General features: G+C 73.9%; 23 protein-coding genes. 17 read left to right on the top strand and 6 right to left on the bottom strand.

All coding sequences use genetic code 11. The annotated features are described in order from the left end of the window. Window positions 1-58 precede the first annotated feature (58 nt). On the top strand, window positions 59-631 hold the full coding sequence (locus D0Z67_RS04985; RefSeq protein WP_031180054.1) for a helix-turn-helix domain-containing protein: 573 nt from the start codon (window positions 59-61) through the stop codon (window positions 629-631). Then, window positions 631-1350: a helical backbone metal receptor gene (locus D0Z67_RS04980; RefSeq protein WP_031180055.1), complete on the top strand. Its 720-nt coding sequence runs from the start codon at window positions 631-633 to the stop codon at window positions 1348-1350. The genes D0Z67_RS04985 and D0Z67_RS04980 overlap by 1 nt, the downstream gene beginning before the upstream one ends. Here D0Z67_RS04980 and D0Z67_RS04975 read toward each other — a convergent pair. Continuing rightward, on the bottom strand, window positions 1262-2383 hold the full coding sequence (locus D0Z67_RS04975) for a TDT family transporter (RefSeq protein WP_031180056.1): 1122 nt from the start codon (window positions 2381-2383) through the stop codon (window positions 1262-1264). The genes D0Z67_RS04980 and D0Z67_RS04975 overlap by 89 nt on opposite strands. Window positions 2384-2453: 70 nt before the next feature. On the opposite strand from D0Z67_RS04975, the gene D0Z67_RS04970 reads away from it, so the two are divergent. Next, a complete protein-coding gene (locus tag D0Z67_RS04970; RefSeq protein WP_031180057.1) occupies window positions 2454-3368 on the top strand; it encodes a LysR family transcriptional regulator in 915 nt (304 codons plus the stop codon). On the opposite strand, the gene D0Z67_RS04965 is transcribed toward D0Z67_RS04970, so the two are convergent. Together D0Z67_RS04965 and D0Z67_RS04960 are read right to left on the bottom strand one after the other, a co-directional pair. Then, entirely contained in the window at window positions 3365-4057 is a 693-nt protein-coding gene (locus D0Z67_RS04965) for a gamma-glutamyl-gamma-aminobutyrate hydrolase family protein (RefSeq protein WP_031180058.1), read from the bottom strand. The two genes, D0Z67_RS04970 and D0Z67_RS04965, sit on opposite strands and share 4 nt — an antisense overlap. A 43-nt stretch (window positions 4058-4100) precedes the next feature. Next, the gene (locus D0Z67_RS04960) at window positions 4101-4847 is read right to left on the bottom strand and encodes a FadR/GntR family transcriptional regulator (RefSeq protein WP_051887522.1); all 747 of its coding nucleotides are present in this window, start codon (window positions 4845-4847) and stop codon (window positions 4101-4103) included. A 92-nt stretch (window positions 4848-4939) separates the two neighbouring features. Between D0Z67_RS04960 and D0Z67_RS04955 the strand changes: the two genes are divergently transcribed. From D0Z67_RS04955 to D0Z67_RS04940, 4 genes are all read left to right on the top strand, one after another. Continuing rightward, window positions 4940-6298 (top strand): glutamine synthetase family protein, encoded by a 1359-nt coding sequence (locus D0Z67_RS04955; protein WP_031180060.1) that lies wholly within the window; start codon window positions 4940-4942, stop codon window positions 6296-6298. Window positions 6299-6396: 98 nt separating this feature from the next. Next, a complete protein-coding gene (locus D0Z67_RS04950; RefSeq protein ID WP_031180061.1) occupies window positions 6397-7767 on the top strand; it encodes an aldehyde dehydrogenase family protein in 1371 nt (456 codons plus the stop codon). After that, entirely contained in the window at window positions 7768-8556 is a 789-nt protein-coding gene (locus D0Z67_RS04945) for a 3-oxoacyl-ACP reductase (RefSeq protein WP_031180062.1), read from the top strand. It abuts the gene before it with no gap. Window positions 8557-8608: 52 nt separating this feature from the next. Further along, window positions 8609-9850, top strand: coding sequence for an HAD family hydrolase (locus tag D0Z67_RS04940; RefSeq protein ID WP_031180063.1), 1242 nt, complete (start codon window positions 8609-8611; stop codon window positions 9848-9850). Between the two features lie 7 nt (window positions 9851-9857). Here the strand turns inward: D0Z67_RS04940 and D0Z67_RS04935 are convergent, their stop codons facing one another. After that, complete coding sequence (locus tag D0Z67_RS04935) at window positions 9858-11060, bottom strand: amino acid deaminase/aldolase (RefSeq protein WP_031180064.1); 1203 nt, start codon at window positions 11058-11060, stop codon at window positions 9858-9860. A 275-nt stretch (window positions 11061-11335) separates the two neighbouring features. Between D0Z67_RS04935 and D0Z67_RS04925 the strand changes: the two genes are divergently transcribed. Together D0Z67_RS04925 and mycP are read left to right on the top strand one after the other, a co-directional pair. Next, window positions 11336-12520, top strand: coding sequence for a hypothetical protein (locus tag D0Z67_RS04925; protein WP_338058794.1), 1185 nt, complete (start codon window positions 11336-11338; stop codon window positions 12518-12520). Continuing rightward, window positions 12517-13686: a type VII secretion-associated serine protease mycosin gene (gene mycP, locus D0Z67_RS04920; protein WP_031180066.1), complete on the top strand. Its 1170-nt coding sequence runs from the start codon at window positions 12517-12519 to the stop codon at window positions 13684-13686. The genes D0Z67_RS04925 and mycP overlap by 4 nt, the downstream gene beginning before the upstream one ends. Here the strand turns inward: mycP and D0Z67_RS04915 are convergent, their stop codons facing one another. After that, window positions 13687-14376, bottom strand: a complete 690-nt coding sequence (locus D0Z67_RS04915; RefSeq protein WP_037774550.1) for a serine hydrolase — start codon at window positions 14374-14376, stop codon at window positions 13687-13689. A gap of 51 nt (window positions 14377-14427) precedes the next feature. On the opposite strand from D0Z67_RS04915, the gene D0Z67_RS04910 reads away from it, so the two are divergent. Further along, window positions 14428-15159 carry an SseB family protein gene (locus D0Z67_RS04910; RefSeq protein WP_031180068.1) on the top strand — a complete coding sequence of 244 codons (732 nt, stop codon included), beginning with the start codon at window positions 14428-14430 and terminating at the stop codon, window positions 15157-15159. Window positions 15160-15162: 3 nt separating this feature from the next. Here D0Z67_RS04910 and D0Z67_RS04905 read toward each other — a convergent pair whose 3' ends face one another. Next, window positions 15163-15519 carry a DUF1844 domain-containing protein gene (locus D0Z67_RS04905; RefSeq protein WP_031180069.1) on the bottom strand — a complete coding sequence of 119 codons (357 nt, stop codon included), beginning with the start codon at window positions 15517-15519 and terminating at the stop codon, window positions 15163-15165. A gap of 383 nt (window positions 15520-15902) precedes the next feature. Here D0Z67_RS04905 and infC point away from each other — a divergent pair, with 383 nt between their 5' ends. From infC to pheT, 7 genes are all read left to right on the top strand, one after another. Next, window positions 15903-16601 carry a translation initiation factor IF-3 gene (infC, locus tag D0Z67_RS04900; RefSeq protein WP_078873118.1) on the top strand — a complete coding sequence of 233 codons (699 nt, stop codon included), beginning with the start codon at window positions 15903-15905 and terminating at the stop codon, window positions 16599-16601. Window positions 16602-16713: 112 nt separating this feature from the next. After that, a complete protein-coding gene (gene rpmI, locus D0Z67_RS04895) occupies window positions 16714-16908 on the top strand; it encodes a 50S ribosomal protein L35 (protein WP_018549118.1) in 195 nt (64 codons plus the stop codon). Window positions 16909-17013: 105 nt separating this feature from the next. Beyond that, on the top strand, window positions 17014-17397 hold the full coding sequence (gene rplT, locus D0Z67_RS04890; RefSeq protein WP_030812835.1) for a 50S ribosomal protein L20: 384 nt from the start codon (window positions 17014-17016) through the stop codon (window positions 17395-17397). A gap of 182 nt (window positions 17398-17579) precedes the next feature. Beyond that, window positions 17580-18440: a TrmH family RNA methyltransferase gene (locus D0Z67_RS04885; RefSeq protein WP_031180071.1), complete on the top strand. Its 861-nt coding sequence runs from the start codon at window positions 17580-17582 to the stop codon at window positions 18438-18440. 51 nt (window positions 18441-18491) lie between these two features. Beyond that, entirely contained in the window at window positions 18492-19607 is a 1116-nt protein-coding gene (locus D0Z67_RS04880) for a sensor histidine kinase (RefSeq protein ID WP_031180072.1), read from the top strand. Window positions 19608-19743: 136 nt separating this feature from the next. Beyond that, complete coding sequence (pheS, locus tag D0Z67_RS04875) at window positions 19744-20865, top strand: phenylalanine--tRNA ligase subunit alpha (RefSeq protein ID WP_031180073.1); 1122 nt, start codon at window positions 19744-19746, stop codon at window positions 20863-20865. Then, window positions 20865-23432: a phenylalanine--tRNA ligase subunit beta gene (gene pheT / locus D0Z67_RS04870; RefSeq protein ID WP_031180074.1), complete on the top strand. Its 2568-nt coding sequence runs from the start codon at window positions 20865-20867 to the stop codon at window positions 23430-23432. Before pheS ends, pheT begins: the two co-directional genes overlap by 1 nt. Window positions 23433-23570: the final 138 nt, after the last annotated feature.

Below are 23570 nucleotides of genomic sequence, written 5' to 3'. Positions count from 1 at the left end.
GCGCCCGGCACGGGGCGTCCGGGCAGCCGCGCCACGCGTGAAGGAGGGAGCCGCAGCGATGGGCGACCACAAGGAGCGACAGCCCGTGCGGGTCGGCGCGGCCGTCCGGCGGCGCCGCCGCACGCTCGAACTCACCCTCGCGGTCGTGGCCGAGCGCAGCGGCCTCTCGGTGCCCTTCCTCAGCCAGGTGGAGAACGACCGGGCCCGCCCGAGCCGCACCTCCCTGGAGAAGCTCGCCGACGCGCTGCGCACCACGGCGGTGGAACTCCTCGCCGCCGCCGACCCCGCGTGCAGCGTGGACGTCGTACGCGGTGAGCCGGTCGCCGAGGGCGACTTCACCGCCCGGACCCGCGCCCTGGTGCGCGGCCACCACCAGTTGCACGCCTCCGAGTTCACCGGCGACCACGACGCCGGCCGCGAGTTCCAGCACCGCAACGACGAGCTGATGTACGTCGCCGACGGCGCGGTCGAGATCGAGGCCGAGGGCCGCGCCTACCGGCTCGGCCGGGGCGACACCCTGTATCTGACCGGCGGCGTCCGCCACCGCTGGCGGGCCACCGTGCCGGACACCCGGGTGATCGTGGTGGCCGTCGCCGAGCACATCGAGGCGGTCCAGGACCGGGCCCGCTAGTGCGGGTCGTCTCCCTGGTGCCGTCGCTGACCGAGGCCATCGCGGTGACGGTCCCCGGTGTGCTCGTCGGGGCCACCGACTGGTGCGAACGCCCCTCTGACCGCGACGTGGAGCGGATCGGGGGCACCAAGAACCCCGACACCGCGCGGATCACCGCCCTCGAACCCGACCTCGTGATCGCCAACGAGGAGGAGAACCGCGCCCCCGACCTCGACGCCCTGCGCGCGGCGGGCGTCCCGGTGCTGGTCACCGAGGTACGGACCGTGCCGCAGGCGTTCACCGAGCTGGAGCGGGTGCTCTCGGCATGCGGTGCCACGGGCCGGCCCGGCTGGCTGGACCGCGCCGAGGCGGCCTGGGCCGCGCTGCCCGAGTCGCAGCGGCCGGTCAGTGCCGTGGTGCCCGTCTGGCGCCGCCCCTGGATGGTGCTCGGCCGGGACACCTTCGCGGGCGACGTCCTGACCCGCCTCGGCGTACGTCACCTGTACGACGGCCACGCCGAGCGCTACCCCCGCATCCCGCTGGACGAGCTGAACGCGGCGGGCCCCGAACTGGTCGTGCTGCCCGACGAGCCGTACCGCTTCACCGCCGACGACGGCCCCGAGGCGTTCCCCGGCGTGCCGTGCGCCCTCGTCAGCGGACGGCACCTGACCTGGTACGGACCCTCGCTGCTCGAAGCGCCCCGCGTGCTGGCCCGGGCGCTGGCAGCAGCGCGCCGCTGAGCAGGCCGCGCACGGTACCGGTGGCCGCCGCGGCCCAGGTGATGAGCAGCAGGGCGTACAGGCCGACCGCGAGACCCGCGTACACCGCCAGGCCGGTGTGCCGGGCCAGGGAGGCCGCGCCGGTCACGCAGGTGCCGACCGGGAAGGTGAGCCCCCACCACGTCAGTGCGAACCGCATGCCCCGGCGGCGCGCCCGCACCAGCTGCGCGGCGGCGAGCGCCAGCCACAGCAGGGCGAAGCCCATGACCGGCACCCCGTACAGCACGGCGAACACCGTGAGCCCCCGGTCGTACGGCGCCGGGACCACCCCCGGCGCCAGGTCCGCGATCGCGCCGGTGGCGGTGGTGGACTGGCCCAGCGGGCCGAGGACCAGGAACAGGGCCGGGGTCAGCGCGAGCGGCAGCGGGCCGTGGAGCAGCAGCCGGGCGAGGAGCAGCGGCAGCATCAGCAGCGTCGCCAGCAGGCTCAGCCCGAACAGCGCCAGACAGCCCAGCAGCAGGGTCTCGCGGGGCTGGCCCGGCGGCAGATACGGCACCAGGGCGGGGCCCAGCGCGGCCGACACCATCGGCGCGACCAGCGGCAGCAGCCACACGGGGGTGGCGTCGGCGAGGCCGGGCCGGTGCCGGGTCACCATCAGGTACGGCACCGCGACGGCCGCCGCCAGGCCCAGTGCCGTACCGGCGGTGAACAGCACGGCGTCCAGGGCCACGGCCGCGTGTACGCCGATCCAGTAGCGGCCGGCCGAGAGGGCGCCGCCGCCGACCGCGAGGAGGGCCATGGCGACGCAGCCGTGGAAGGGAGCGGTCGCCGGGTCGAGGAGGTGCGCGCGGGCCTGGTCGCGGTGGTGGGTCCAGTGCAGGGCGCGGGCCGCGAGCAGGGCGAGCAGCAGGAGCAGGGAGAGGGCCCACAGGGCGGCGCAGAGCCAGGGCACGTGGGAGGGGAGGGCGGCGCCCGCCGAGCCGACGATCGCCGTGCCCATGACGGCGGCGTACCAGTTCGGGCCGAGGTGGCGGAGGCGGGCTGCGGTGACCATGGAGCCAGTTTCGCGGCCCGGGTCGGCGCTGACCAGGGAGTTCGTTTCTATGGGGGCATAAGGTGGTCTTATGAGCGAAGAGCAGGCGAGGAGCGGTTCGCTGGCGCACCGGGTGCCCGATCTGGGTGCGCTGGAGCTGCTGCTGGCCGTGGCCCGGCTGGGCAGTCTGGGCGCGGCCGCGCGTGAGCTGGGCATCACCCAGCCCGCCGCCAGCAGCCGGCTGCGCTCCATGGAACGGCAGCTCGGCGTCGCCCTGGTCGACCGCTCCCCGCGCGGCTCGCGGCTCACCGACGCGGGCGCGCTGGTCACCGACTGGGCCCGGCAGGTCGTGGCGGCGGCCGAGGTCTTCGACGCGGGCGCGCAGGCGCTCCGGGCGACGCGGGACTCCCGGCTGCGGGTCGCGGCCAGCATGACCATCGCCGAGTACCTGCTGCCCGGCTGGCTGCTCGCGCTGCGCGCCGGACGCCCGGACACGGCGGTGTCGTTGCTCGCGGGCAACTCGGCCAAGGTCGCCGAGCTGCTGCTCTCGGGGGAGGCCGACCTCGGCTTCGTGGAGGGGCTGACCGTCCCCACCGGCCTGGACTCGGCCGTCATCGCCCACGACCGGCTCACCGTCGTCACCGCCCCCGCCCACCCCTGGGCCCGCCGCCCCCGCCCGCTGACCACGGCGGAACTCGCCGCCACCCCCCTCATCCTGCGCGAACGCGGCTCCGGCACCCGCCAGGTCCTCGACGCCGCCCTCGGCGCCCCCGCCCGCCCCCTGATCGAACTCTCCTCCACCACCGCCGTGAAGGCGGCCGTGATCAGCGGCGCCGGCCCCGCCGTCCTCAGCGAACTCGCCGTCGGCGAGGAACTCAGCACCCGCCGCCTGATCGCGGTCCCGGTGGAGGGCGTCCCCCTGCGCCGGGACCTGCGCGCGGTATGGCCGACGGGCCACCGGCCGACGGGACCGGCGCGGGAGCTGCTGTCGCTGACACGGAGCTAGGCCGCGCCCGCCGCGGCGACCAGCGCCCGCATCACCCGGTCGTCCGTGCCCATCTCCGGGTGCCACTGCACGCCCAGCACCCAGCCCCCGGCGGAGGGGAGTTCGACGGCCTCGATCGTGCCGTCGGCCGCGTGGGCGGACGGGGTGAGGGCGGGGGCCAGGTGGGCGACGGCCTGGTGGTGATAGGTGGGGACGCTGGTGCCGTCGGGCTGGATGGAGGCGTACAGGGTGCCCGGTACCGGGTGGACCGGGTGGGCGCCGAAGACGCCGACCGCTTCCGTGTGGCCCTCCAGATGCTGGACGAGGGTGCCGCCGAGCGCGACGTTGAGCAGCTGCATGCCCCGGCAGATCCCGAGGAGGGGGACGTGGGCGGCCAACGCGGCCTCGATCAGGGCCAGTTCCCAGGCGTCGCGCTCCGGGGCGGGCGGGCCGCAGCGGGGATCGCGCTCGGCGCCGTAGCGGGCCGGGTCGACGTCGGGGCCGCCCGCGACGACCACGCCGTCCAGGCGGGCCACCACCTCCGGGGCCAGCGCCGGGTCGTCCGGCGGGAGCAGCACGGGCAGGCCGCCGGAACGGCTCACCAGGCGGGGGTAGGCGGCGGGGAGGAGCGCCGCCTCCAGCTCCCAGACGCCCCAGCGGGCGCCCGCCTCCAGATACGTACTCACGCCGATCAGCGGCCGTCCGCCCATGTGCCCTCCAAAGGTGCTCACGCATACCTTTGCAGAGCCGGGGTCAGGCCAGGAAGCCCCGCAGGAGTGCCGCCGTGCCCGCGCAGTGCTCCCGCGCGATCTCCCGCGCCGCGTCCGCGTCCCGCTCCAGCACCGCCTCCACCAGCGCGGCATGCTGCCGCTGCGAGTGCTCCAGGTTCCGTACCAGCAACGGGATGCAGTCCAGCAGGCCGTTCACGCCCGCCCGGACCCCCGCGTACTGCGCCGCCAGCGACGGCGAGCCGCACAGCCCGGCCAGGGTGAGGTGCAGCAGGGTGTCCCGGCGCCGGTAGTCCGCGAGCGGCGCGTCCCGGGTGTGGTCCAGCGCCCGCCGCAGCCGGACGACCCCCTCCCCGGTCAGCCCGTGCGCCGCGCACAGCCCGGCCGCGCCCACCTCCAGCACCTCGCGGAAGCGCAGTACGTCCTCGATGTCGACCTCGGCGGTGCGGCGCCGCAGCTCGTCCTCGCCGACCCCGTCCGGGCGGCGCAGCACGAACGTGCCGCCGTACCGGCCGCGCCGCGACTCCACCAGACCCTGGTCGTGCAGCACCCGCAGCACCTCGCGCAGCGTCACCCGGCTGATGCCCAGCCGTTCGGCCAACTCCCGCTCGGCGGGCAGCCGTTCACCGTCCGGGACAAGACCGAGCCGGACCACCTGGAGGATCTGCTCCAGCGCCTCCTCGAAGCCGTTGCCCGCCCGCACCGGCCGCAGCACCGCGCCCAGCCGGTCGCCCCCCTCGCCGGCCGCGTGCGCCCCCGTCCTTCCTGCCATCCGGTCGCGCCCCCTTCCCAAGCAATGGTTCCCCGCCATACCTTATGGCTCCCCGCAGGACCGCGCGCAGCACGTCCCCAGGAGGCTCCCCCGTGGCAGAGCGCACACCCCCGCTGAGCATCGAGGAACTGCGGGCGCTGGTCGCCGGCGGTGAGATCGACACCGTCGTGCTGGCCTTCCCCGACATGCAGGGGCGGCTCCAGGGCAAGCGGTTCGCCGCCTCCTTCTTCCTCGACGAGGTGCTCGACCACGGCACCGAGGGGTGCAACTACCTCCTCGCGGTCGACACCGAGATGAACACCGTCGACGGCTACGAGATGTCCTCCTGGGACCGGGGCTACGGCGACTTCGCCATGCGCCCCGACCCCGCCACCCTGCGCCGTCTGCCCTGGCACCCCGGCAGCGCGCTGATCATGGCCGACCTCGCCTGGGAGGACGGCACCCCGGTCACCGCCGCCCCGCGCCAGATCCTGCGCCGCCAGCTGGAGCGGCTCGCCGGGCTGGGATACACCGCCCAGGCCGGCACCGAGCTGGAGTTCATCGTCTTCAAGGACAGCTACGAGCACGCCTGGGACACCGGGTACCGGGGGCTGACCCCGGCCAACCAGTACAACATCGACTACTCCATCCTCGGCACCGGCCGCGTCGAGCCCCTGCTGCGGCGGCTGCGCAACGAGATGGCGGGCGCGGGCCTCACCGTCGAGTCCGCCAAGGGGGAGTGCAACCCCGGCCAGCACGAGATCGCCTTCCGCTACACCGAGGCCCTGCGCACCTGCGACCAGCACGCGGTGTACAAGACGGGGGCCAAGGAGATCGCCGGCCAGGAGGGGATGGCGCTCACCTTCATGGCGAAGTTCAACGAGAAGGAGGGCAACTCCTGCCACATCCACCTCTCGCTCGCCGACGAGGACGGCCGCAGCGCGATGGCCGGGGGCGACGGCATGTCCGAGGTGATGCGGTACTTCCTGGCCGGACAGCTGGCCGCGCTGCGCGACTTCTCGCTGCTGTACGCGCCGAACATCAACTCCTACAAGCGGTTCCAGCCCGGCTCCTTCGCGCCCACCGCCGTCGCCTGGGGCCACGACAACCGGACCTGCGCGCTGCGCGTCGTCGGCCACGGCCCCTCCCTGCGCTTCGAGAACCGGCTGCCCGGCGGTGACGTCAACCCCTACCTCGCCGTCGCCGGACTCGTGGCGGCCGGGCTGTACGGGGTCGAGCAGCGGCTCGAACTGCCCGAGCCGTGCACGGGCAACGCCTACACCGCCGAGTACGACCATGTGCCCACCACCCTGCGCGAGGCCGCCCAGCTCTGGGAGACCAGCCCGATCGCCAAGGCCGCCTTCGGCGAGGACGTGGTCGCCCACTACGCCAACATGGCCCGCGTGGAGCTGGCCGCCTTCGACGCCGCCGTCACCGACTGGGAACTGCGCCGCTCCTTCGAACGCCTGTGAACCGCCGGTCGGCTGTGAACCGGCGGCCGGCCGCGCACACCCGTGAACCCGCGCGCACCTGTGCACCCCTGTGAACACCCCCGAAAGGTGACACCTCCTTGACGGACCCGCACCAGCTTCAGGTGGTCAACCCCGCCACCGAGGAGATCATCGCCACCGTCCCCGCCGCGAGCGCCGAGGAGGTGAACACCGCCGTCGCCCGCGCCGTCCCCGCGCAGCGCGCCTGGGCCGCCCTCGCCCCCGCCGACCGCGCCCGGCTGCTGCGCCGCTTCGCCGACACCGTAGACGCGCACACCGAGGAACTCGCCCTGCTGGAGGTCCGCGAGGCCGGCCACACCCTGGGCAACGCCCGCTGGGAGGCCGGCAACGCCCGCGACCTGCTGCTCTACGCGGCGGGCGGCGCCGAACGCCTGACCGGCAGCCAGATCCCGGCACCCGGCGGCTGGAACGTCACCTTCCACGAACCCCTCGGCGTGGTCGGCGTCATTGCCCCCTGGAACTTCCCCATGCCCATCGCCGCCTGGGGCTCCTTCCCGGCGCTCGCCGCGGGCAACGCCGTCGTCCTCAAGCCCGCCGAGACCACCCCCCTCACCGCGCTCCGCCTGGCCGGACTCGCCCTGGAGGCGGGCCTGCCCGAGCACCTCTTCCAGGTGCTGCCCGGCCACGGCCACACCGCCGGACGCGCCCTGGTCGACCACCCGGACATCGCCAAGATCGTGTTCACCGGCTCCACCCGCACCGGACACGAGGTCGCCGAGCGCTGCGCCCGTCTGCTCAAGCCGGTCACCCTCGAACTCGGCGGCAAGAGCCCCAACATCGTCTTCGCCGACGCCGACCTCAAGGCCGCCCTCGACCCCTTCTCCTTCCTCGACAACGCCGGCCAGGACTGCTGCGCCCGCACCCGCGTCCTCGTCCAGCGCGAGGTCTACGACGAGGCCCGCGCCCACCTCGCCGACGCCCTCGCCGCCGTGGTCGTCGGCGACCCGGCCGACGAGAAGACGCAGATGGGCCCGCTGATCTCCCGCGCCCAGCTCGACCGCGTCCGCTCCTACGTCCCCGACGGCGCGCCCGCCCTGCGCGGCACCGCCCCGGACGGCCCCGGCTTCTGGTTCCCGCCGACCGTGCTCACCGACGCGGCCCCCGACAGCCCGGCCGCCCGCGAGGAGATCTTCGGGCCCGTCGCCGTCCTGCTGCCCTTCGACGACGAGCGGGACGCGATCCGGCTCGCCAACGACACCCCCTACGGGCTCTCCGGCTCCATCTGGACCCGCGACCTCGGCCGCGCCCTGCGCGTCTCCGGCGCCGTCCGCGCGGGCAACCTGTCCGTCAACTCGCACTCCAGCGTCCGCTACTGGACCCCGTTCGGCGGCTTCAAGCAGTCCGGGCTCGGCCGCGAACTCGGCCCGGACGCCCTGACCGCCTTCACCGAGACCAAGAACGTCTTCCTCAGCACCGAAGGGCCCGCCTAAGTGACCGAGACCGAAGCTCCCGTCTGCCGCCGCCTGGTCGGCCGTACCGCCGTCGTCACCGGAGCCGGCAGCGGCATCGGGCTGGCCACCGTCCGCAGGCTGGCCGCCGAGGGCGCCCGCGTGGTCTGCGCCGACATCGACGAGACCAGCGGGAAGGCCGCCGCCGAGGAGGTGGGCGGGCTGTTCGTGAAGACCGACGTCACCGACCCCGGCCAGGTCGAGGCGCTGTTCCAGGCCGCCCACGACACCTACGGCAGCGTCGACATCGCCTTCAACAACGCCGGCATCTCCCCGCCCGACGACGACTCCATCCTGGACACCGGTCTGGAGGCGTGGAAGCGGGTGCAGGAGGTCAACCTGACCTCCGTCTACCTGTGCTGCAAGGCCGCGCTGCCCTACATGCGGCGCCAGGGCCGGGGGTCCATCATCAACACCGCGTCCTTCGTGGCCCGGATGGGCGCGGCCACCTCCCAGATCTCCTACACCGCGTCCAAGGGCGGGGTGCTCGCCATGTCCCGCGAACTCGGGGTGCAGTTCGCCCGCGAGGGCATCCGGGTCAACGCCCTGTGCCCCGGCCCGGTCGACACCCCGCTGCTCCAGGAGCTGTTCGCCACCGACCCCGAGCGGGCCGCCCGCCGCCTGGTGCACATCCCGCTCGGCCGGTTCGCGCGGGCCGACGAGATCGCCGCCGCCGTCGCCTTCCTCGCCAGCGACGACGCCTCCTTCGTCAACGCCACCGACTTCCTCGTGGACGGCGGCATCTCCGGCGCCTACGTCACCCCGCTGTAGTCGGCGCGTATCCCACCCCCGCTCCCGACGAAAGGTGTACGGTCCCCGTCCCATGCGACAGCTACTCGCCTGGTCCCTCGCCGCGGCCGCCGCCCTCGCGGCCGCCCCCGCCCTCGCCCCCACCGCGGCGGCAGCCGACGCCAAGTGCCCTAAGTTGAGAACCAGTTGGTACGGCGACAACCGCGCCCATCTGCAACACGTCATCGACACCTACGGCACCTGTTCCGGACACCGAGGCGCGGTCGCCGCGTTCGACTGGGACAACACGATCACCAAGAACGACGTCACCGACGCCACCCTCTCCTGGGCCCTGCGGCACAGTGCGCTGCCCCGCCCCGCCCGCTGGAAGGACACCAGCGCCTGGATGACCGACGCCGGTGACCGGGCCCTCACCGCCGCCTGCGGCACCGGCGCGGGCGGCTCCCTGCGCACCTCCGACCGGCCGAAGTGCACCGACGAGATCGTGGAGATCCGGGAGAAGGGCACCACGATGAGCGGCGCCGCCGCCTTCGCGGGCACCTGGAACCACCGGCGCACCGTCCCGCAGTACGCCTGGGTGCCCCAGCTCTTCGCGGGCCGCACCCCGGCCCAGCTCTCCTCGTACGCGGCCGCCGCCCGCACCGAGGCGCTGGCCGCGCCGATCGGCGCCACCCGCACCCTGGGCACCCACACCGTCCCGGCCTACGTCCGCTACTACGACCAGCAGCGCGACCTCATCCGCACCCTGAAGCGGGCCGGGTTCCGGGTGTACATCGTCTCGGCCGGCTCCGAACCGGTCACCGAGGTCTGGTCGCGCGGGGTCGGCGTCGACGCCGCGCACACCATCGCCATCCGCTCCGTCCTCGACCACCGGGGCCGCATCACCACCCGCAACGAGGGGTGCGGCGGGATCGGGGTGAACAAGGGCGAGGTCATCCCGTACATCGACGGCAAGCGGTGCTGGATCAACCAGGACATCTACGGAATCCGCGGGCCCGCCGCCTGGCAGAAGCAGGCGTGGAAGAACCGGATCGCCGTCGGCGGCGGCGACGCGGACACCGACGTCACCTTCGTCTCCGACGCCACCGGCGCCCATCTGGTCCTCAACCGCAACAAGGCCGAGCTGATGTGCCGGGCCTACGACGACACGGACGGCCGCTGGGTGATCAACCCGATGTTCATCGAGCCGCTGCCCCGCAAGACCGACCCGTACCCCTGCTCCACCACCGCCTACAACGCCCCCGACGGTGGCCACACCCCGCTGCTCCGCCCGGACGGCTCGGTCGTGCCGGACCAGGCGGACACCGTCCACTGAGCGGCCGTCACAGGAACGTGTGCCCCTCACCCCGGTAGGTGGGCACGGTCGCGGTGACCGTGTCCCCCTCCACCAGGTGCAGCACGTCGAACCGCTCGCACAGCTCGCCCGCCTTGGCATGGCGGAACCACACCTTGTCGCCGATCAGCAGATCGTCGGCGGGCGAGCCCAGCAGCGGGGTCTGCACCTCCCCGGCACCCTCCTGCGGGTCGAAGCGCAGCCCCTCCGGGAGGTACGGCACCGGCAGCCGGTCCGGGCCCGCCGCCCCGGACGCCGGATAGCCGCCGCCCAGCACCGTCACCGCGCCCACGCCCGGACGCCGGACCACCGGCAGCGCGAACAGGGCGGCCGGACGGCCGGTGAACGAGGTGTAGTTGTCGAACAGCCGGGGCACGTACAGCCCCGATCCGGCCGCGATCTCCGTCACCGCGTCCTCGGCCGCCGTGTGCTGCACACTGCCCGTGCCGCCGCCGTTGACGAACTCCAGCTCCGGCGCCACCGCCCGCACCGCCCGTACGGCCGTCCCGCGCCGCTCCGCCAGCTCCTTGCGGGCCGCCGTCTGCATCAGCCGGACCGCCCGCGAGCGCACCGGATGCCCGGCCACCGCGTCCCCGACCCCGGCCACATGACCCTCGTACCCCATGATCCCCACCAGCCGGAACCCCGGACGCCGGGCCACCGAGCGGGCCAGCTCGGCCAGTTGGGCGGGGGAGTGCAGCGGGGAGCGGCGGGCGCCCACCCGCACCCGGCCGCCGAACATGCGCAGCGAGGTGTCCAACTCCAGGCAGACCCGCACCACTTCACGCCCACCCGCGCGGGCGGCGTCGATCAGGTCGAGCTGGGCCACGTCGTCCACCATCACGGTGACCGAGGCGGCCAGCTTGGGATCGGCGGCCAGCTCCGCGTACCCGGCGCGGTCGGCGGACGGGTAGGCCAGCAGCACGTCGTCGAAGCCCGAGCGGGCCAGCCACAGCGACTCGGCCAGCGTGAACGACATGATCCCGGCGAACCCCTCCCGCGCCAGCACCCGTTCCAGCAGGGCCCGGCAGCGGACCGACTTGGAGGCGACCCGGATCGGTTTGCCGTTCGCCCGGCGCACCAGATCGGCGGCGTTCGCGTCGAAGGCGGCCAGGTCCACGAGGGCGAGCGGGGCTTCGTAGGCGGCGGTGGCCCGGTCGTACCGGGCCCGGTCGGCGGCACGCGCAGTCATGACGGCAGCCTGCCAGACGCGATTACCCGAGGGTAGGGGGATGTTCCGGGCAGATGCCCCGAGGGCGTCGGCCCGTTCCGTCCCGGCCGCCCCGAGCCCGTAAAGTGACGCGCACGTACGGCGGAAAACACCCGGCCGCAGCGCTGAACCGGGATGCCGGTACAGCCGTACGGGTATGCGTGCCCGGACGGAACTCGTCCGACGGGCCACGGCCGCCGCCACCGGGGCGGCCCGCGTACGAGCAGTCGGCCCGGTCGCCAGGAAACGGGGGGTGCATGAGCACGGAAGCGCGCCGCGCCCCGTTCCCTCCGCGCCCCGCCCACGATCCCGCACCCGCCGAGCCGGAAGCCCAAGTCGAGGACGAGCCCTCGGTGTTCGTCCCGCGCCGCCCCCTGGAGCGCCCCCGCGAGACCCGGCCCCCGGTCCCCGAGGCCCGGATCACCGCGCCGCCGCCCCCGCCGGCCTCCGCCCGCTTCCCCGACGCCCCGCCCGCGCCGACCCCGGCGGAGACCACCACCCGGCTGCGCCCGGTACCGGCCGCCCCCGAGCCCGCCGCACACCCGGCGCCCGCCGTACCGGTCCCGCCCCCGCCCGCCTGGAGCCCCGCGCCCGACCCCGCGCTCTCCTGGAACGCCCCCTGGCCGGTCGGCGCGTTCGGGCAGCCCGAGCCGTACGAGGAGCCCGTGCGCGGCCCCGGCCCGCTGGCCCGGCTGCGCGGCCGTACCGGCGTCGCCGCCGTCTGCGTCGTCCTCGGGCTCGGCCTCATGGGCGGCGCGCTGGCCGGGAGCTGGCTCACCGGCGACGACGGCGACCGCACCGCAGACAGCGGCTTCGCCGCCGCCGGATCGCTCTGGCACAACGTGCCCGTCGACCAGCTCTTCCCGCCCACCGTCCGGGGCACCGGCGCCGGGCCCGGCGGGGCCGACCGCAGCTGGACCCGGATCGCGGTGGCCCCCGACACCGGCTGCGCGGGAGCCTTCGACCCGCTGCTGGCGCGCGCCCTCGCCCCCGTCGGCTGCGCCCGCCTGCTGCGCGCCACCTACACCGACGCCACCCAGAGCCATGTCACCACCGTGGGGCTGCTGTTCACCAAGGCCGACCCGGCAGCGATGGCCGGGCTCGCCGCCCGCTTCCGCACCGAGCGGCTGGACCGGCGCACCGACCTGCTGCCCCTGCCGTACGCGGCCAAGGGCACCCCGGCCGCCGGGTTCGGCGCGAAGCAGCGGGCGAGCTGGACGGTCAGCGTCCTCACCGACGCCCCCGTCGTCGCCTTCGCCGTCTCCGGCTGGGCCGACGGCCGCACCGTCGACACCCCGCAGGCCGCCCCGGACGCCGTACGCTCCGGCGCCACCTCCGCACCCGCGCAGGCCGGACTCGGCAACGAGGCCCAGGGGCTCGCCGACCGCATCCAGCGCAGGCTCCGCCAGACCGTCAGCCCGGCCACGGAGAAACCGTCATGAGGCGCCGTACCCGCACCGCGTCGAGCCTGCTCCTCGCGGCCGGCCTCGCCCTGCTCCCCGCCACCGCCGCCCACGCCGACTCCATCCGCGCCCAGCAGTGGGGGCTGTCCGCGCTCCACCTCGACGAGGCGTGGCGCACCACCCAGGGGCAGGGCGTCACCGTCGCCGTGCTCGACACCGGCGTGGAGGACGACCACCCCGACCTCGAGGGCAACGTGCTGCCCGGCAAGGACATGGTCGGCTTCGGCGCCGGACCCGGTGACCGCGCCTGGGCCCGGCACGGCACCGCCATGGCCGGGATCATCGCCGGTCACGGGCACGGCCCCGGCGACGGTGCCGGGATCATGGGTGTCGCGCCGAGGGCGAAGGTCCTCCCCGTCCGGGTCATCCTGGAGGACAAGGACCCCGCCCGCGCCAAGGCCCGCGTCACCCGGGGCAACGCCCTCGCGGACGGCATCCGCTGGGCCGCCGACCACGGCGCCGACGTCATCAACCTCTCCCTCGGCGACGACTCCGACTCCGCGCACCCGGAGCCCAGCGAGGACGAGGCCGTGCAGTACGCCCTCGGCAAGGGCGTCGTCGTGGTCGCCTCGGCGGGCAACGGCGGCGACAAGGGCGACCACGTCTCCTACCCGGCCGCCTACCCCGGCGTCATCGCCGTCACCGCAGTCGACCGCTACGGCACCCGCGCCTCCTTCTCCACCCGCCGCTGGTACGCCGCAGTCAGCGCGCCCGGTGTGGACGTCGTCATCGCCGACCCCGACCACCGCTACTACGAGGGCTGGGGCACCTCGGCCGCCTCCGCCTTCGTCTCCGGCGCGGCGGCCCTGCTCAAGGCCGACCGTCCGAAGCTGACCCCGGCCCAGGTCAAGAAGGTGCTGGAGGACACCGCGCGGGACGCCCCCACGGGCGGCCGCGACGACTCCCGCGGCTTCGGCATGATCGACCCCGCCGCCGCCCTCAAGGCCGCGGCGGACCTCAAGCCGGACACCCCGCACCCCGCCGCCTACGTCAAGAAGTACTTCGGCCCCGGCCCTGACACCCCCGGCTCCGCCTCGTCCGGCACCGGCTGGGCGGCCTGGCTCGCGGGCGGCACCGGCACCGCGCTCCTGATCGCGGCAGCCGTCGTGATCCGGCGCAACCGCAGGCCGGGCACCTTCGACTGATCACGCCGGGCCGGCGAACGCCCCCACCGCCGCCCGCGCGGCCGACTCCACCAGCGCGATGCCATCCGCGTGGCTCGCCGTGCCCTCGGTGAGGACCGCCAGCAGACGGTCGCCACCGGCCCCGGACGCCCGGCCGACGCTGTGCACGACCCAGCGGCCGGTCGCGTCGCGGGGGAACCAGCCGTTCTTCAGCGCCCCCGGACCCACCACCGAGACCCCCCACCGCTGGCCCGGCACCACCGACGCCATCAGCCCGGCCAGGTACGCGCGCGAGGCCGGGGCCAGTACGGGGGAGGGGGCGAACACGTGCCGGAGCAGGATCAGCTGGTCCTGTGCCGTGGTGCGGGTGAGCCCCCAGTAGCCGTCCGCGCCGCCCACCGTCGCGGTGAGACCCAGGCGGCGATGGGCCGCGTCCAGGCCGGGGGCGCCCCCGATCGCGTCCCACAGCGCGGTCGCGGAAGCGTTGTCGCTCCGGCCGATCATCCGCGCCGCCCGGTCCCGCTCCGCCGCCGTCAGATCCCGGTCCGCGTCCTGGGCGCCGAGCAGCAGCGCGGCCAGGACGCCGACCTTGACCACGCTCGCCGCGTCGTAGGAGCCGTCGCCGTACACCGCGCTCCGCCCGGAGTCCGGGTCGAGCACCCCCACCGACAGCCGGGCCCCTTCGGGCACCGGCACCCTCAGCGGCTCCATCGACGCCTCCCGTCGGCTTCGCCCCGTGCCGCCCCCGATAGGGTCGGGAGCGTGGTGAACAAGAACATTCCCGACTCCGGGTTCTCCGACGACGACGGCTCCGCCGACCCCCGGCTGACCGCCGCGCTCGCGGCCTGGGCCGAGGACCGTACGGCGCTCGCGCCCGTGCTGGAGGCGCTCAAGGGTGCCCGGCTGCTCGTGCCCGTCGTCGCCGTGCTCGGGGAGGTCGAGGTGGACGAGAACGGGCTGCGCCGGGAGAAGACCAGTGACATGGCCGTTCCCACGCTGAAGGCGGCCGGGCGCACCGCGCTGCCCGCCTTCACCTCCACCGCCTCGCTGGCCCGCTGGGACCCCGCCGCCCGGCCGGTCGCCGTACCGCTGCACCAGGCGCTCCAGGCCGCCGCGCACGAGAAGGCCGACACGGTCGTACTGGACCTGGCCGGGCCGGTGCCGTTCGAGCTGACCGGTCCGGCGCTGCTGGCGCTGGCCGAGGGCCGTACCAGCGTGGACCCGCTGACCGACCCGGCCGTGGTGGCCGCCGTCCGCGCGGCCGTCGCCGCCGAGCCCGCCGTGCGCTCCGCGCACCTGGGCCCCGGCGAGGCCGACGGCACTCTGGCGCTCGTGCTCGACCCCGCCGTACCGCCCGCGCGGGCCGCCCGCGCGGTCGCCGAGCGGCTGGCCGCCGACGAAACGCTGAGGGCCCGCCTGGTGCGCGGCCTCGACCTGGCACTCCTGCCGGCCGGGACCACCCCTCCGGGCGAGCCCTTGTACGTACGAGGCTGACGACTAGCCGTAGATCGCCCCGGTGTACTTCTCGCCGGGGCCGTGGCCCGGCTCGTCCGGGACGAGGGACGCCTCGCGGAAGGCGAGCTGGAGCGACTTCAGGCCGTCGCGCAGCGGGGCGGCGTGGAAGGAGCTGATCTCGGTGGTGCTCGCGTCCATCAGGCCGGCGAGGGCGCTGATCAGCTTGCGGGCCTCGTCCAGGTCCTTGTACTTCTCGCCCTCCTCGCTCAGCCCGAGCTTCACGGCGGCGGCGCTCATCAGGTTGACGGCGACCGTCACGATCACCTCGACTGCGGGGACCTCGGCGATGTCGCGGGTCATGGCGTCGAAGTCGGGCGTCTCAGGGGAGGTCTCACTCATACCCCACACGATAGGCGCCGGTCACCGGTGCATCCCGACCGGACCCTGGCCCGACGGTCGGGAGACACGAGATTAGCGGTGGCGTGCCGCTCCTGCTAACCTGGTGTGACGACCGGCCGGACGAGTACGCCTTGCGGCGAGCACTCCGGCCACAAGTGGAGGCTTCGAGCTCCCACCCGACCACCCTCACGGGCGGCGGGTCACCGGTCAGACGGATTCGTCGCCCAGGCGGCGGACACCGTCCGAGAGCGCGCCCCGCGGCATCGCGGCGGTGTTCCGGTAGTTCGAGGAGCCCCGCATGTGATCGTCCGGGGCATTTTTTGTGCTTCGGCGCGGTTAGGTCTTACTGATACAGACGTTACGCGGCTGTCCGCCAGACCGCCGTGTGGTGCTACCGAGGAGGATCCATCAGCGCCGAGCCCCGCATCAACGACCGGATTCGCGTTCCCGAGGTGCGACTTGTCGGTCCCAGTGGCGAGCAGGTGGGCATCGTCCCCCTGGCCAAGGCACTGGAGCTTGCGCAGGAGTACGACCTGGACCTGGTCGAGGTCGCGGCGAACGCCCGTCCGCCCGTGTGCAAGCTCATGGACTACGGGAAGTTCAAGTACGAGTCGGCCATGAAGGCCCGTGAGGCGCGCAAGAACCAGGCGCACACGGTCATCAAGGAGATGAAGCTCCGGCCGAAGATCGACCCGCACGACTACGACACCAAGAAGGGTCACGTCGTCCGGTTCCTCAAGCAGGGCGACAAGGTCAAGATCACGATCATGTTCCGTGGCCGTGAGCAGTCCCGCCCCGAGCTGGGCTACCGACTGCTGCAGCGCCTCGCGGAGGACGTCCAGGACCTCGGGTTCGTCGAGTCGAACCCGAAGCAGGACGGCCGAAACATGATCATGGTTCTCGGTCCGCACAAGAAGAAGACCGAGGCGATGGCCGAGGCCCGTCAGGCGCAGGAGGCCCGCAAGGCCGACGCGAAGGCCAACCCCGGCCGCTCGCAGAACGCCGCGGACGCCGAGGACGCGGACGTCGAGAACGTGGACGTCGACGTCGAGGCCCCTGCCGAGGCTCCCGCCGAGGCGTGATCCCGAGGGACCACAGGTCCCGACGGAACCAACCGATAAGAGAGCGACGCTCCACCGTGCCCGGTTTCACGACCGGGCACCGGAGCGCCACCGACGAGGAGATAACGGCGCTATGCCGAAGAACAAGTCGCACAGCGGTGCCAGCAAGCGCTTCAAGGTCACCGGCTCCGGCAAGGTGCTCCGCGAGCGCGCCGGCAAGCGCCACCTGCTCGAGCACAAGTCGTCCCGCGTGACGCGCCGCCTCACCGGCACCGCCGAGATGGCTCCGGGCGACGCCGCGAAGATCAAGAAGCTTCTCGGCAAGTGACGTCGCGGCGCCTCTAGCGCGCCGTACGTCTACACCGGGACCCCATCGTTTTCGGGTCGTGTGAGTCCGAGTCCACTCACCGGCCCCGCTACAAGGAGTTAACAAGTGGCACGCGTCAAGCGGGCAGTCAACGCCCACAAGAAGCGCCGGGCGATCCTCGAGCAGGCCTCCGGCTACCGTGGTCAGCGCTCGCGCCTGTACCGCAAGGCCAAGGAGCAGGTCACCCACTCCCTGGTCTACAACTACAACGACCGCAAGAAGCGCAAGGGCGACTTCCGTCAGCTGTGGATCCAGCGGATCAACGCCGCTGCCCGCGCCAACGGCATCACCTACAACCGCTTCATCCAGGGTCTGAAGGCCGCGAACATCGAGGTCGACCGCAAGATCCTGGCCGAGCTGGCCGTCAACGACGGCACCGCCTTCGCGGCGCTCGTCGAGGTCGCCCAGAAGGCGCTCCCGGCGGACGTGAACGCGCCCAAGGCCGCGTGACGCCGCGCTGGCTTTGAGCCGGTCATTTCAGGACCCGCAGGCTATTTTGCTTGCGGGTCCTGCTGTTGGAGCGGGCGGTGTGTGTCGTCGGGTGCGGCTCCGTCGTGGCTGGTCGCGCAGTTCCCCGCGCCCCTGAACAACACCGCTTGCTGTTGGGATCTCGGTCGAAGGTGATGTGGAACATGGGCTCCGGCAACCCTGAGTTGATCTCTCCCCGGTCCGCGCGGGTGAGTGCCGCGCGGCGGCTCGGGAGGCGGAATTTCCGGGGGAAGGAGCGGCTGTTCCTCGCGGAGGGGCCGCAGGCCGTACGGGAGGCCGCCGGGCACCGGGTGGACGGCGAGTCCACCCTGGTGGAGCTGTTCTCCACCGTGGAGGCCGCGGAGCGCTACGCCGACATCATCGCCGAGGCGCGCGCCGCCGGCGCCCGGGTGCACCTCGCCGACGAGGAGGTCGTCGCCGACATCTCCACCACCGTCACCCCGCAGGGTGTCGTCGGCGTCTGCCGGTTCCTGGACACCCCCTTCGCGGACATCCTCGCCGCCCGCCCGAAGCTGGTCGCCGTCCTCGCGCACGTCCGCGACCCCGGCAACGCGGGCACCGTACTGCGCTGCGCGGACGCCGCCGGGGCCGACGCGGTGATCCTCACCGACGCCTCCGTGGACCTGTACAACCCCAAGGCCGTACGCGCCTCCGTCGGCTCCCTGTTCCACCTGCCGGTCGCCATGGGCGTCCCCGTGGAGCAGGCCGTGCGTGGGCTCAAGGACGCCGGGGTGCGCATCCTCGCCGCCGACGGCGCCGGGGACCGGGACCTCGACGAGGAGCTGGACAAGGGCGCCATGGGCGACCCCACCGCCTGGGTGTTCGGCAACGAGGCGTGGGGACTTCCCGAGGAGACCCGCGCCCTCGCCGACGCCGTCGTCAGCGTCCCCATCCACGGCAAGGCCGAGAGCCTGAACCTCGCCACCGCCGCGGCCGTATGCCTGTACGCGTCGGCGCGCGCCCAGCGCGCTCCCGGAGGCTGCCGTTCCGTCACCACGAACTAGTAGGGTGACCCACTCGGGGGCCCTGCGCAGGCTGAGAGGTGGGGTACGGGGATGAGTGTGGTCGGCACGAGTGCGGCGCCGGACGGGCGGGACGTGCGCGCGTTTCCCGCCGACGCGATCGACCCCGACCAGCTCCCCGACGGGCTCGTCGTCGCCGACGAGCACGGGCGGATCGTACGGTTCAACGCCGCCGCCGCCCGGATCACCGCCGTCAGCCCCGCCGACGCCCTCGGCCGGCCGCTGGAGAAGGCGCTGCCGCTGGAGGACCTCGAAGGCCGCCGCTGGTGGCAGCTGACCGACCCCTACGGCGGCCTCGCCATCCGGGTCCGCCAGCCCGAGCGGAACCTGCTGCTGCCCGGCGGCCGCGAGGTCCTGGTCGCCGCCCGCTACGTACGCGACGAGCCGCTCGGCCCGCTGCGCCGCCTGGTCGTCACCCTGCGGGACACCGACGCCCGGCGCCGCACCGAGCGCAGCCACGCCGAGCTGATCGCCACCGTCGCGCACGAACTGCGTTCCCCGCTGACCTCCGTCAAGGGCTTCACCGCCACCCTGCTGGCCAAGTGGGAGCGGTTCACCGACGAGCAGAAGCGGCTGATGCTGGAGACCGTGGACGCCGACGCCGACCGGGTCACCCGGCTCATCGCCGAACTCCTCGACATCTCCCGCATCGACAGCGGCCGGCTGGAGGTGCGCCGCCAGCCCGTCGACATAGCGGCCGCCGTCGGCCGGCACATCCAGGCCCATGTCGCCGCCGGCCAGCCCGCCGACCGCTTCCTGCTCCGCGTCGAGCACCCGCTGCCCGCCCTGTGGGCCGACCCCGACAAGGTCGACCAGGTGCTCAGCAACCTGCTGGAAAACGCGGTGCGCCACGGCGCCGGAACCGTCACAATCGACGTCACGCCCGCCCCGTCCCCGCGCGAGGGCGAGGAGACGGCCACGTCGGTCACGGTGAGCGACGAGGGGCCCGGCATCCCGGAGGAGTCCATGAACCGCGTCTTCACCCGCTTCTGGCGGGGCAGCAAGCGCGGTGGCACCGGCCTCGGGCTCTACATCGTCAAGGGCATCGTCGAGGCCCACGGCGGCACCATCACGGTCGGCCGCGCCCCCGGCGGCGGCGCGCGGTTCCGATTTACGTTGCCCGTGAGCGCCCCGGCCTACCTGGCCTGAGCCGCCCGCGGGCCATTCGCCCAGCCCGTCCCCGTTAGACTCGGCCCCTGGCACCTTTGTGTCCGCACGCGGCCCGCCGGGACCCCTTCGGGCGGTGACGGGACCACCAGCCACCCAATCGGAAGCACGGGAAGAGATGTCGGCACCGAATAAGTCGTACGACCCTGTCGAGGTCGAGGCGTTGAAACCGGAAGAGATCGAGCGGATGCGGGACGAGGCGCTCGCCGCCTTCGGTGCCGCGGACTCCCTCGACGCGCTCCACGAGGCCAAGGTCGCCCACACCGGCCCGGCCTCCCCGCTGTCCCTCGCCAACCGCGAGATCGGCGCCCTGCCCCCGCACGCCAAGGCCGACGCCGGCAAGCGGGTCGGCATGGCCCGTGGCGCGGTGAACAAGGCGCTGGCGGCCCGGCAGGTGGAGCTGGAGGCCGAGCGTGACGCCCGGGTGCTGGTCGAGGAGGACGTCGACGTCACTCTGCCGTACGACCGTGTCGCCGCCGGTGCCCGGCACCCGCTGACCACGCTCTCCGAGCGCATCGAGGACGTCTTCGTGGCCATGGGCTACGAGGTCGCCGAGGGTCCCGAGGCCGAGGCCGAGTGGTTCAACTTCGACGCCCTCAACATCGGCCCCGACCACCCCGCGCGCGGCGAGGCCGACACCTTCTTCGTGCGCGACGCGAAGGGCGGCTCCGACTCCGGCGTCGTGCTGCGCACCCACACCTCGCCCGTGCAGATCCGCTCCCTGCTGGAGCGCGAGGCGCCGGTCTACGTGATCTGCCCCGGCCGCGTGTACCGCACCGACGAGCTGGACGCCACGCACACCCCGGTCTTCCACCAGGTCGAGCTGCTCGCCGTGGACGAGGGCCTGACCATGGCCGACCTCAAGGGCACCCTGGACCACATGGTCCAGTCGCTGTTCGGCCCGGACATGAAGACCCGGCTGCGGCCGAACTTCTTCCCGTTCACCGAGCCGTCCGCCGAGATGGACATGGTGTGCTACGTCTGCCGCGGCGCCTCCGTCGGCAACCCCGACCGGCCCTGCCGCACCTGCTCCAGCGAGGGCTGGATCGAGCTGGGCGGCTGCGGCATGGTCAACCCCAAGGTGCTGACCGCCTGCGGCGTCGACCCGGAGAAGTACAGCGGGTTCGCCTTCGGGTTCGGCATCGAGCGGATGCTGATGTTCCGCCACAACGTCGAAGACATGCGAGACATGGTCGAGGGTGACGTCCGGTTCACCCGGCCGTTCGGGATGGAGATCTGATGCGTGTCCCGCTTTCCTGGCTGCGGGAGTACGTCGACCTGCCGGAGTCCGAGACCGGCCGTGACGTACAGGCCAAGCTCATCGACTCCGGCCTGGAGGTCGAGACCGTCGAGCAGCTCGGCGCCGGCCTCAAGGGCCCCCTCGTCGTCGGCCAGGTGCTGACGATCGAGGAACTGGAGGGCTTCAAGAAGCCCATCCGCTTCTGCACGGTCGACGTCGGCACCGCCAACGGCACCGGTGAGCCGCAGGAGATCGTCTGCGGCGCCCGCAACTTCGCCGTCGGCGACAAGGTCGTCGTGGTCCTGCCCGGCGCGGTGCTGCCCGGCGACTTCGCCATCGCCGCCCGCAAGACGTACGGCAAGACCTCGCACGGCATGATCTGCTCCACGGACGAGCTGGGCATGGGCGACGACGGCACGCACGGCATCATCGTGCTGCCGCCGGAGACCGAGACCGGCAAGGACGCCATCGAGCTGCTCCAGCTGGTCGACGAGGTCCTGGACATCGCCGTCACCGCCAACCGCGGCGACTGCCTGTCCATCCGGGGCGTGGCCCGCGAGACCGCCATCGCCTACGGCCTGCCGCTGCGCGACCCGGCGCTCATCGACGTGCCCGCGCCGAACGCCTTCGGCTACCCGGTGAAGGTCTCCGACCCGATGGGCTGCGACCGCTTCACCGCCCGCACCGTCACCGGGCTCAGCCCCGAGGCGCGGTCCCCGATCTGGCTGCGCCGCCGCCTGCAGAAGGTCGGCATGCGCCCGGTCTCGCTGGCCGTGGACGTCACCAACTACGTGATGATGGAGCTGGGCCAGCCCCTGCACGCCTACGACCGCGCCTCGGTCCAGGGCGCCATCGGGGTCCGCCGCGCCGAGGAGGGCGAGAAGCTGCGCACCCTCGACGGGGTCGAGCGCACGCTGCACGCCGAGGACCTCGTCATCACCGACGAGCGCGGCCCGATCGGCCTGGCCGGTGTCATGGGCGGCGCGAACACGGAGATCGCCGACCACGACGACACCGAGCGCTCCACCTCGGACGTCGTGGTGGAGGCGGCCCACTTCAACGCCGTCTCCGTCGCGCGGACCGCGCGACGGCACAAGCTGTCCTCGGAGGCGTCCCGCCGCTACGAGCGCGGTGTCGACCCCCAGGCCGCCGCCGCTGCCGCGCAGCGCACCGTGGACCTGCTGGTGCTGCTCGCGGGCGGCACCGCCGAGGCCGGCGTCACCGAGATCATCGCGCCGTCCGCGCCGCACACCATCGCCCTCCCGGCCGACCACCCGGACAAGGTCGCGGGCGTCGCCTACGGCCGCGAGACCGTCGTCCGGCGGCTCCAGGAGATCGGCTGCGACGTTTATGGAAATCCTGCCGCGTGGAACGCGTCGTCGGGGGGTGGTGGTCGGGCGACGGGCGGGAAGGACGAGCTGATCGTCACCGTCCCGTCCTGGCGGCCCGACCTCACCGAGCCGAACGACCTCGCGGAGGAGGTCATCCGGCTGGAGGGCTACGAGAACCTGCCCTCCACGCTGCCCAAGCCCCCCTCCGGGCGCGGCCTGACCCGCCGGCAGCGGCTGCACCGCCGGATCGGCCGCGCGCTGGCCGGTGCGGGCTACGTCGAGGCGCCGAACTACCCGTTCGTCGCCGAGCAGGTCTTCGACCAGCTCGGTCTGGACGCCGGTGACCCGGCCCGCCGCGTGGTCAAGCTGGCCAACCCGCTCAGCGACGAGGAGCCCGCGCTCCGCACCATGCTGCTGCCCGGCTTGCTGGGCGCCCTGCGCCGCAACGTCGGCCGGGGCGCGCACGACCTGGCGCTGTTCGAGACCGGCCTGGTCTTCCTGCCGCGTGAGGCCGCCGCCGTCGCCGGGCACCTGCCCGTCGACCGCCGGCCCACCGACGAGGAGATCGCCCGGCTGGACGCCGCGCTGCCCGAGCAGCCGCGCCACGCGGCCGTCGTCCTCACCGGGGCCCGCGAGCGCTCCGGCTGGTGGGGCGCGGGCCGCCCGGCCGACTGGGCGGACGCCGTCGAGGCCGCCCGGACCGTCGCCCGTGAGGCGGGTGCCGAGCTGATCGTGCGCAAGGCCCAGTACGGCCCCTGGCACCCCGGCCGCTGCGCCGAGCTGTCGGTCGTGGTGGACGGCGCCGAGCGCGTCGTCGGTCACGCGGGCGAACTCCACCCGCGCGTGCTCAAGGCCCTCGGCCTGCCCGAGCGCACCTCGGCGATGGAGATCGACCTGGACGCCCTGGAGGAGGCCGGCGACGACACCCCGCAGGCGCCCGGCATCTCCACCTTCCCGATCGCCACGCAGGACGTCGCGCTGGTCGTCGACAAGCCGGTGCCCGCCGCCGACGTCGAGGCCGCGCTGCGCGAGGGCGCGGGCGAACTGCTGGAGTCCATCCGGCTGTTCGACGTCTACGAGAACCCGGAGCAGCTCGGCGAGGGCCGCAAGTCCCTGGCGTACGCGCTGCGTTTCCGGGCCGGCGACCGCACGCTGACCGTGGACGAGGCGTCGGCCGCGCGGGACGCCGCGATCGCCCTCGCGGGCGAGCGCACGGGCGCGGAGCTGCGCGGCTGACCCCCGCGCGAGCCTGAAGGCACCGGCCGGTCACGGACTCGATCCGTGGCCGGCCGGCGCCGTTCCCGGCGCCCGCCGGGCCGGGTGCCCGGCCGCCGCCGCGCGAACGCGGAGCCGGTGGCCCAGGGGCCGTACCGG

It is taken from the genome of Streptomyces seoulensis (assembly GCF_004328625.1).
Taxonomy (GTDB): domain Bacteria; phylum Actinomycetota; class Actinomycetes; order Streptomycetales; family Streptomycetaceae; genus Streptomyces; species Streptomyces seoulensis.
The sequence above is the reverse complement of the archived record's forward strand: the minus strand, read 5'-3'. Positions and strand labels throughout refer to the sequence as shown.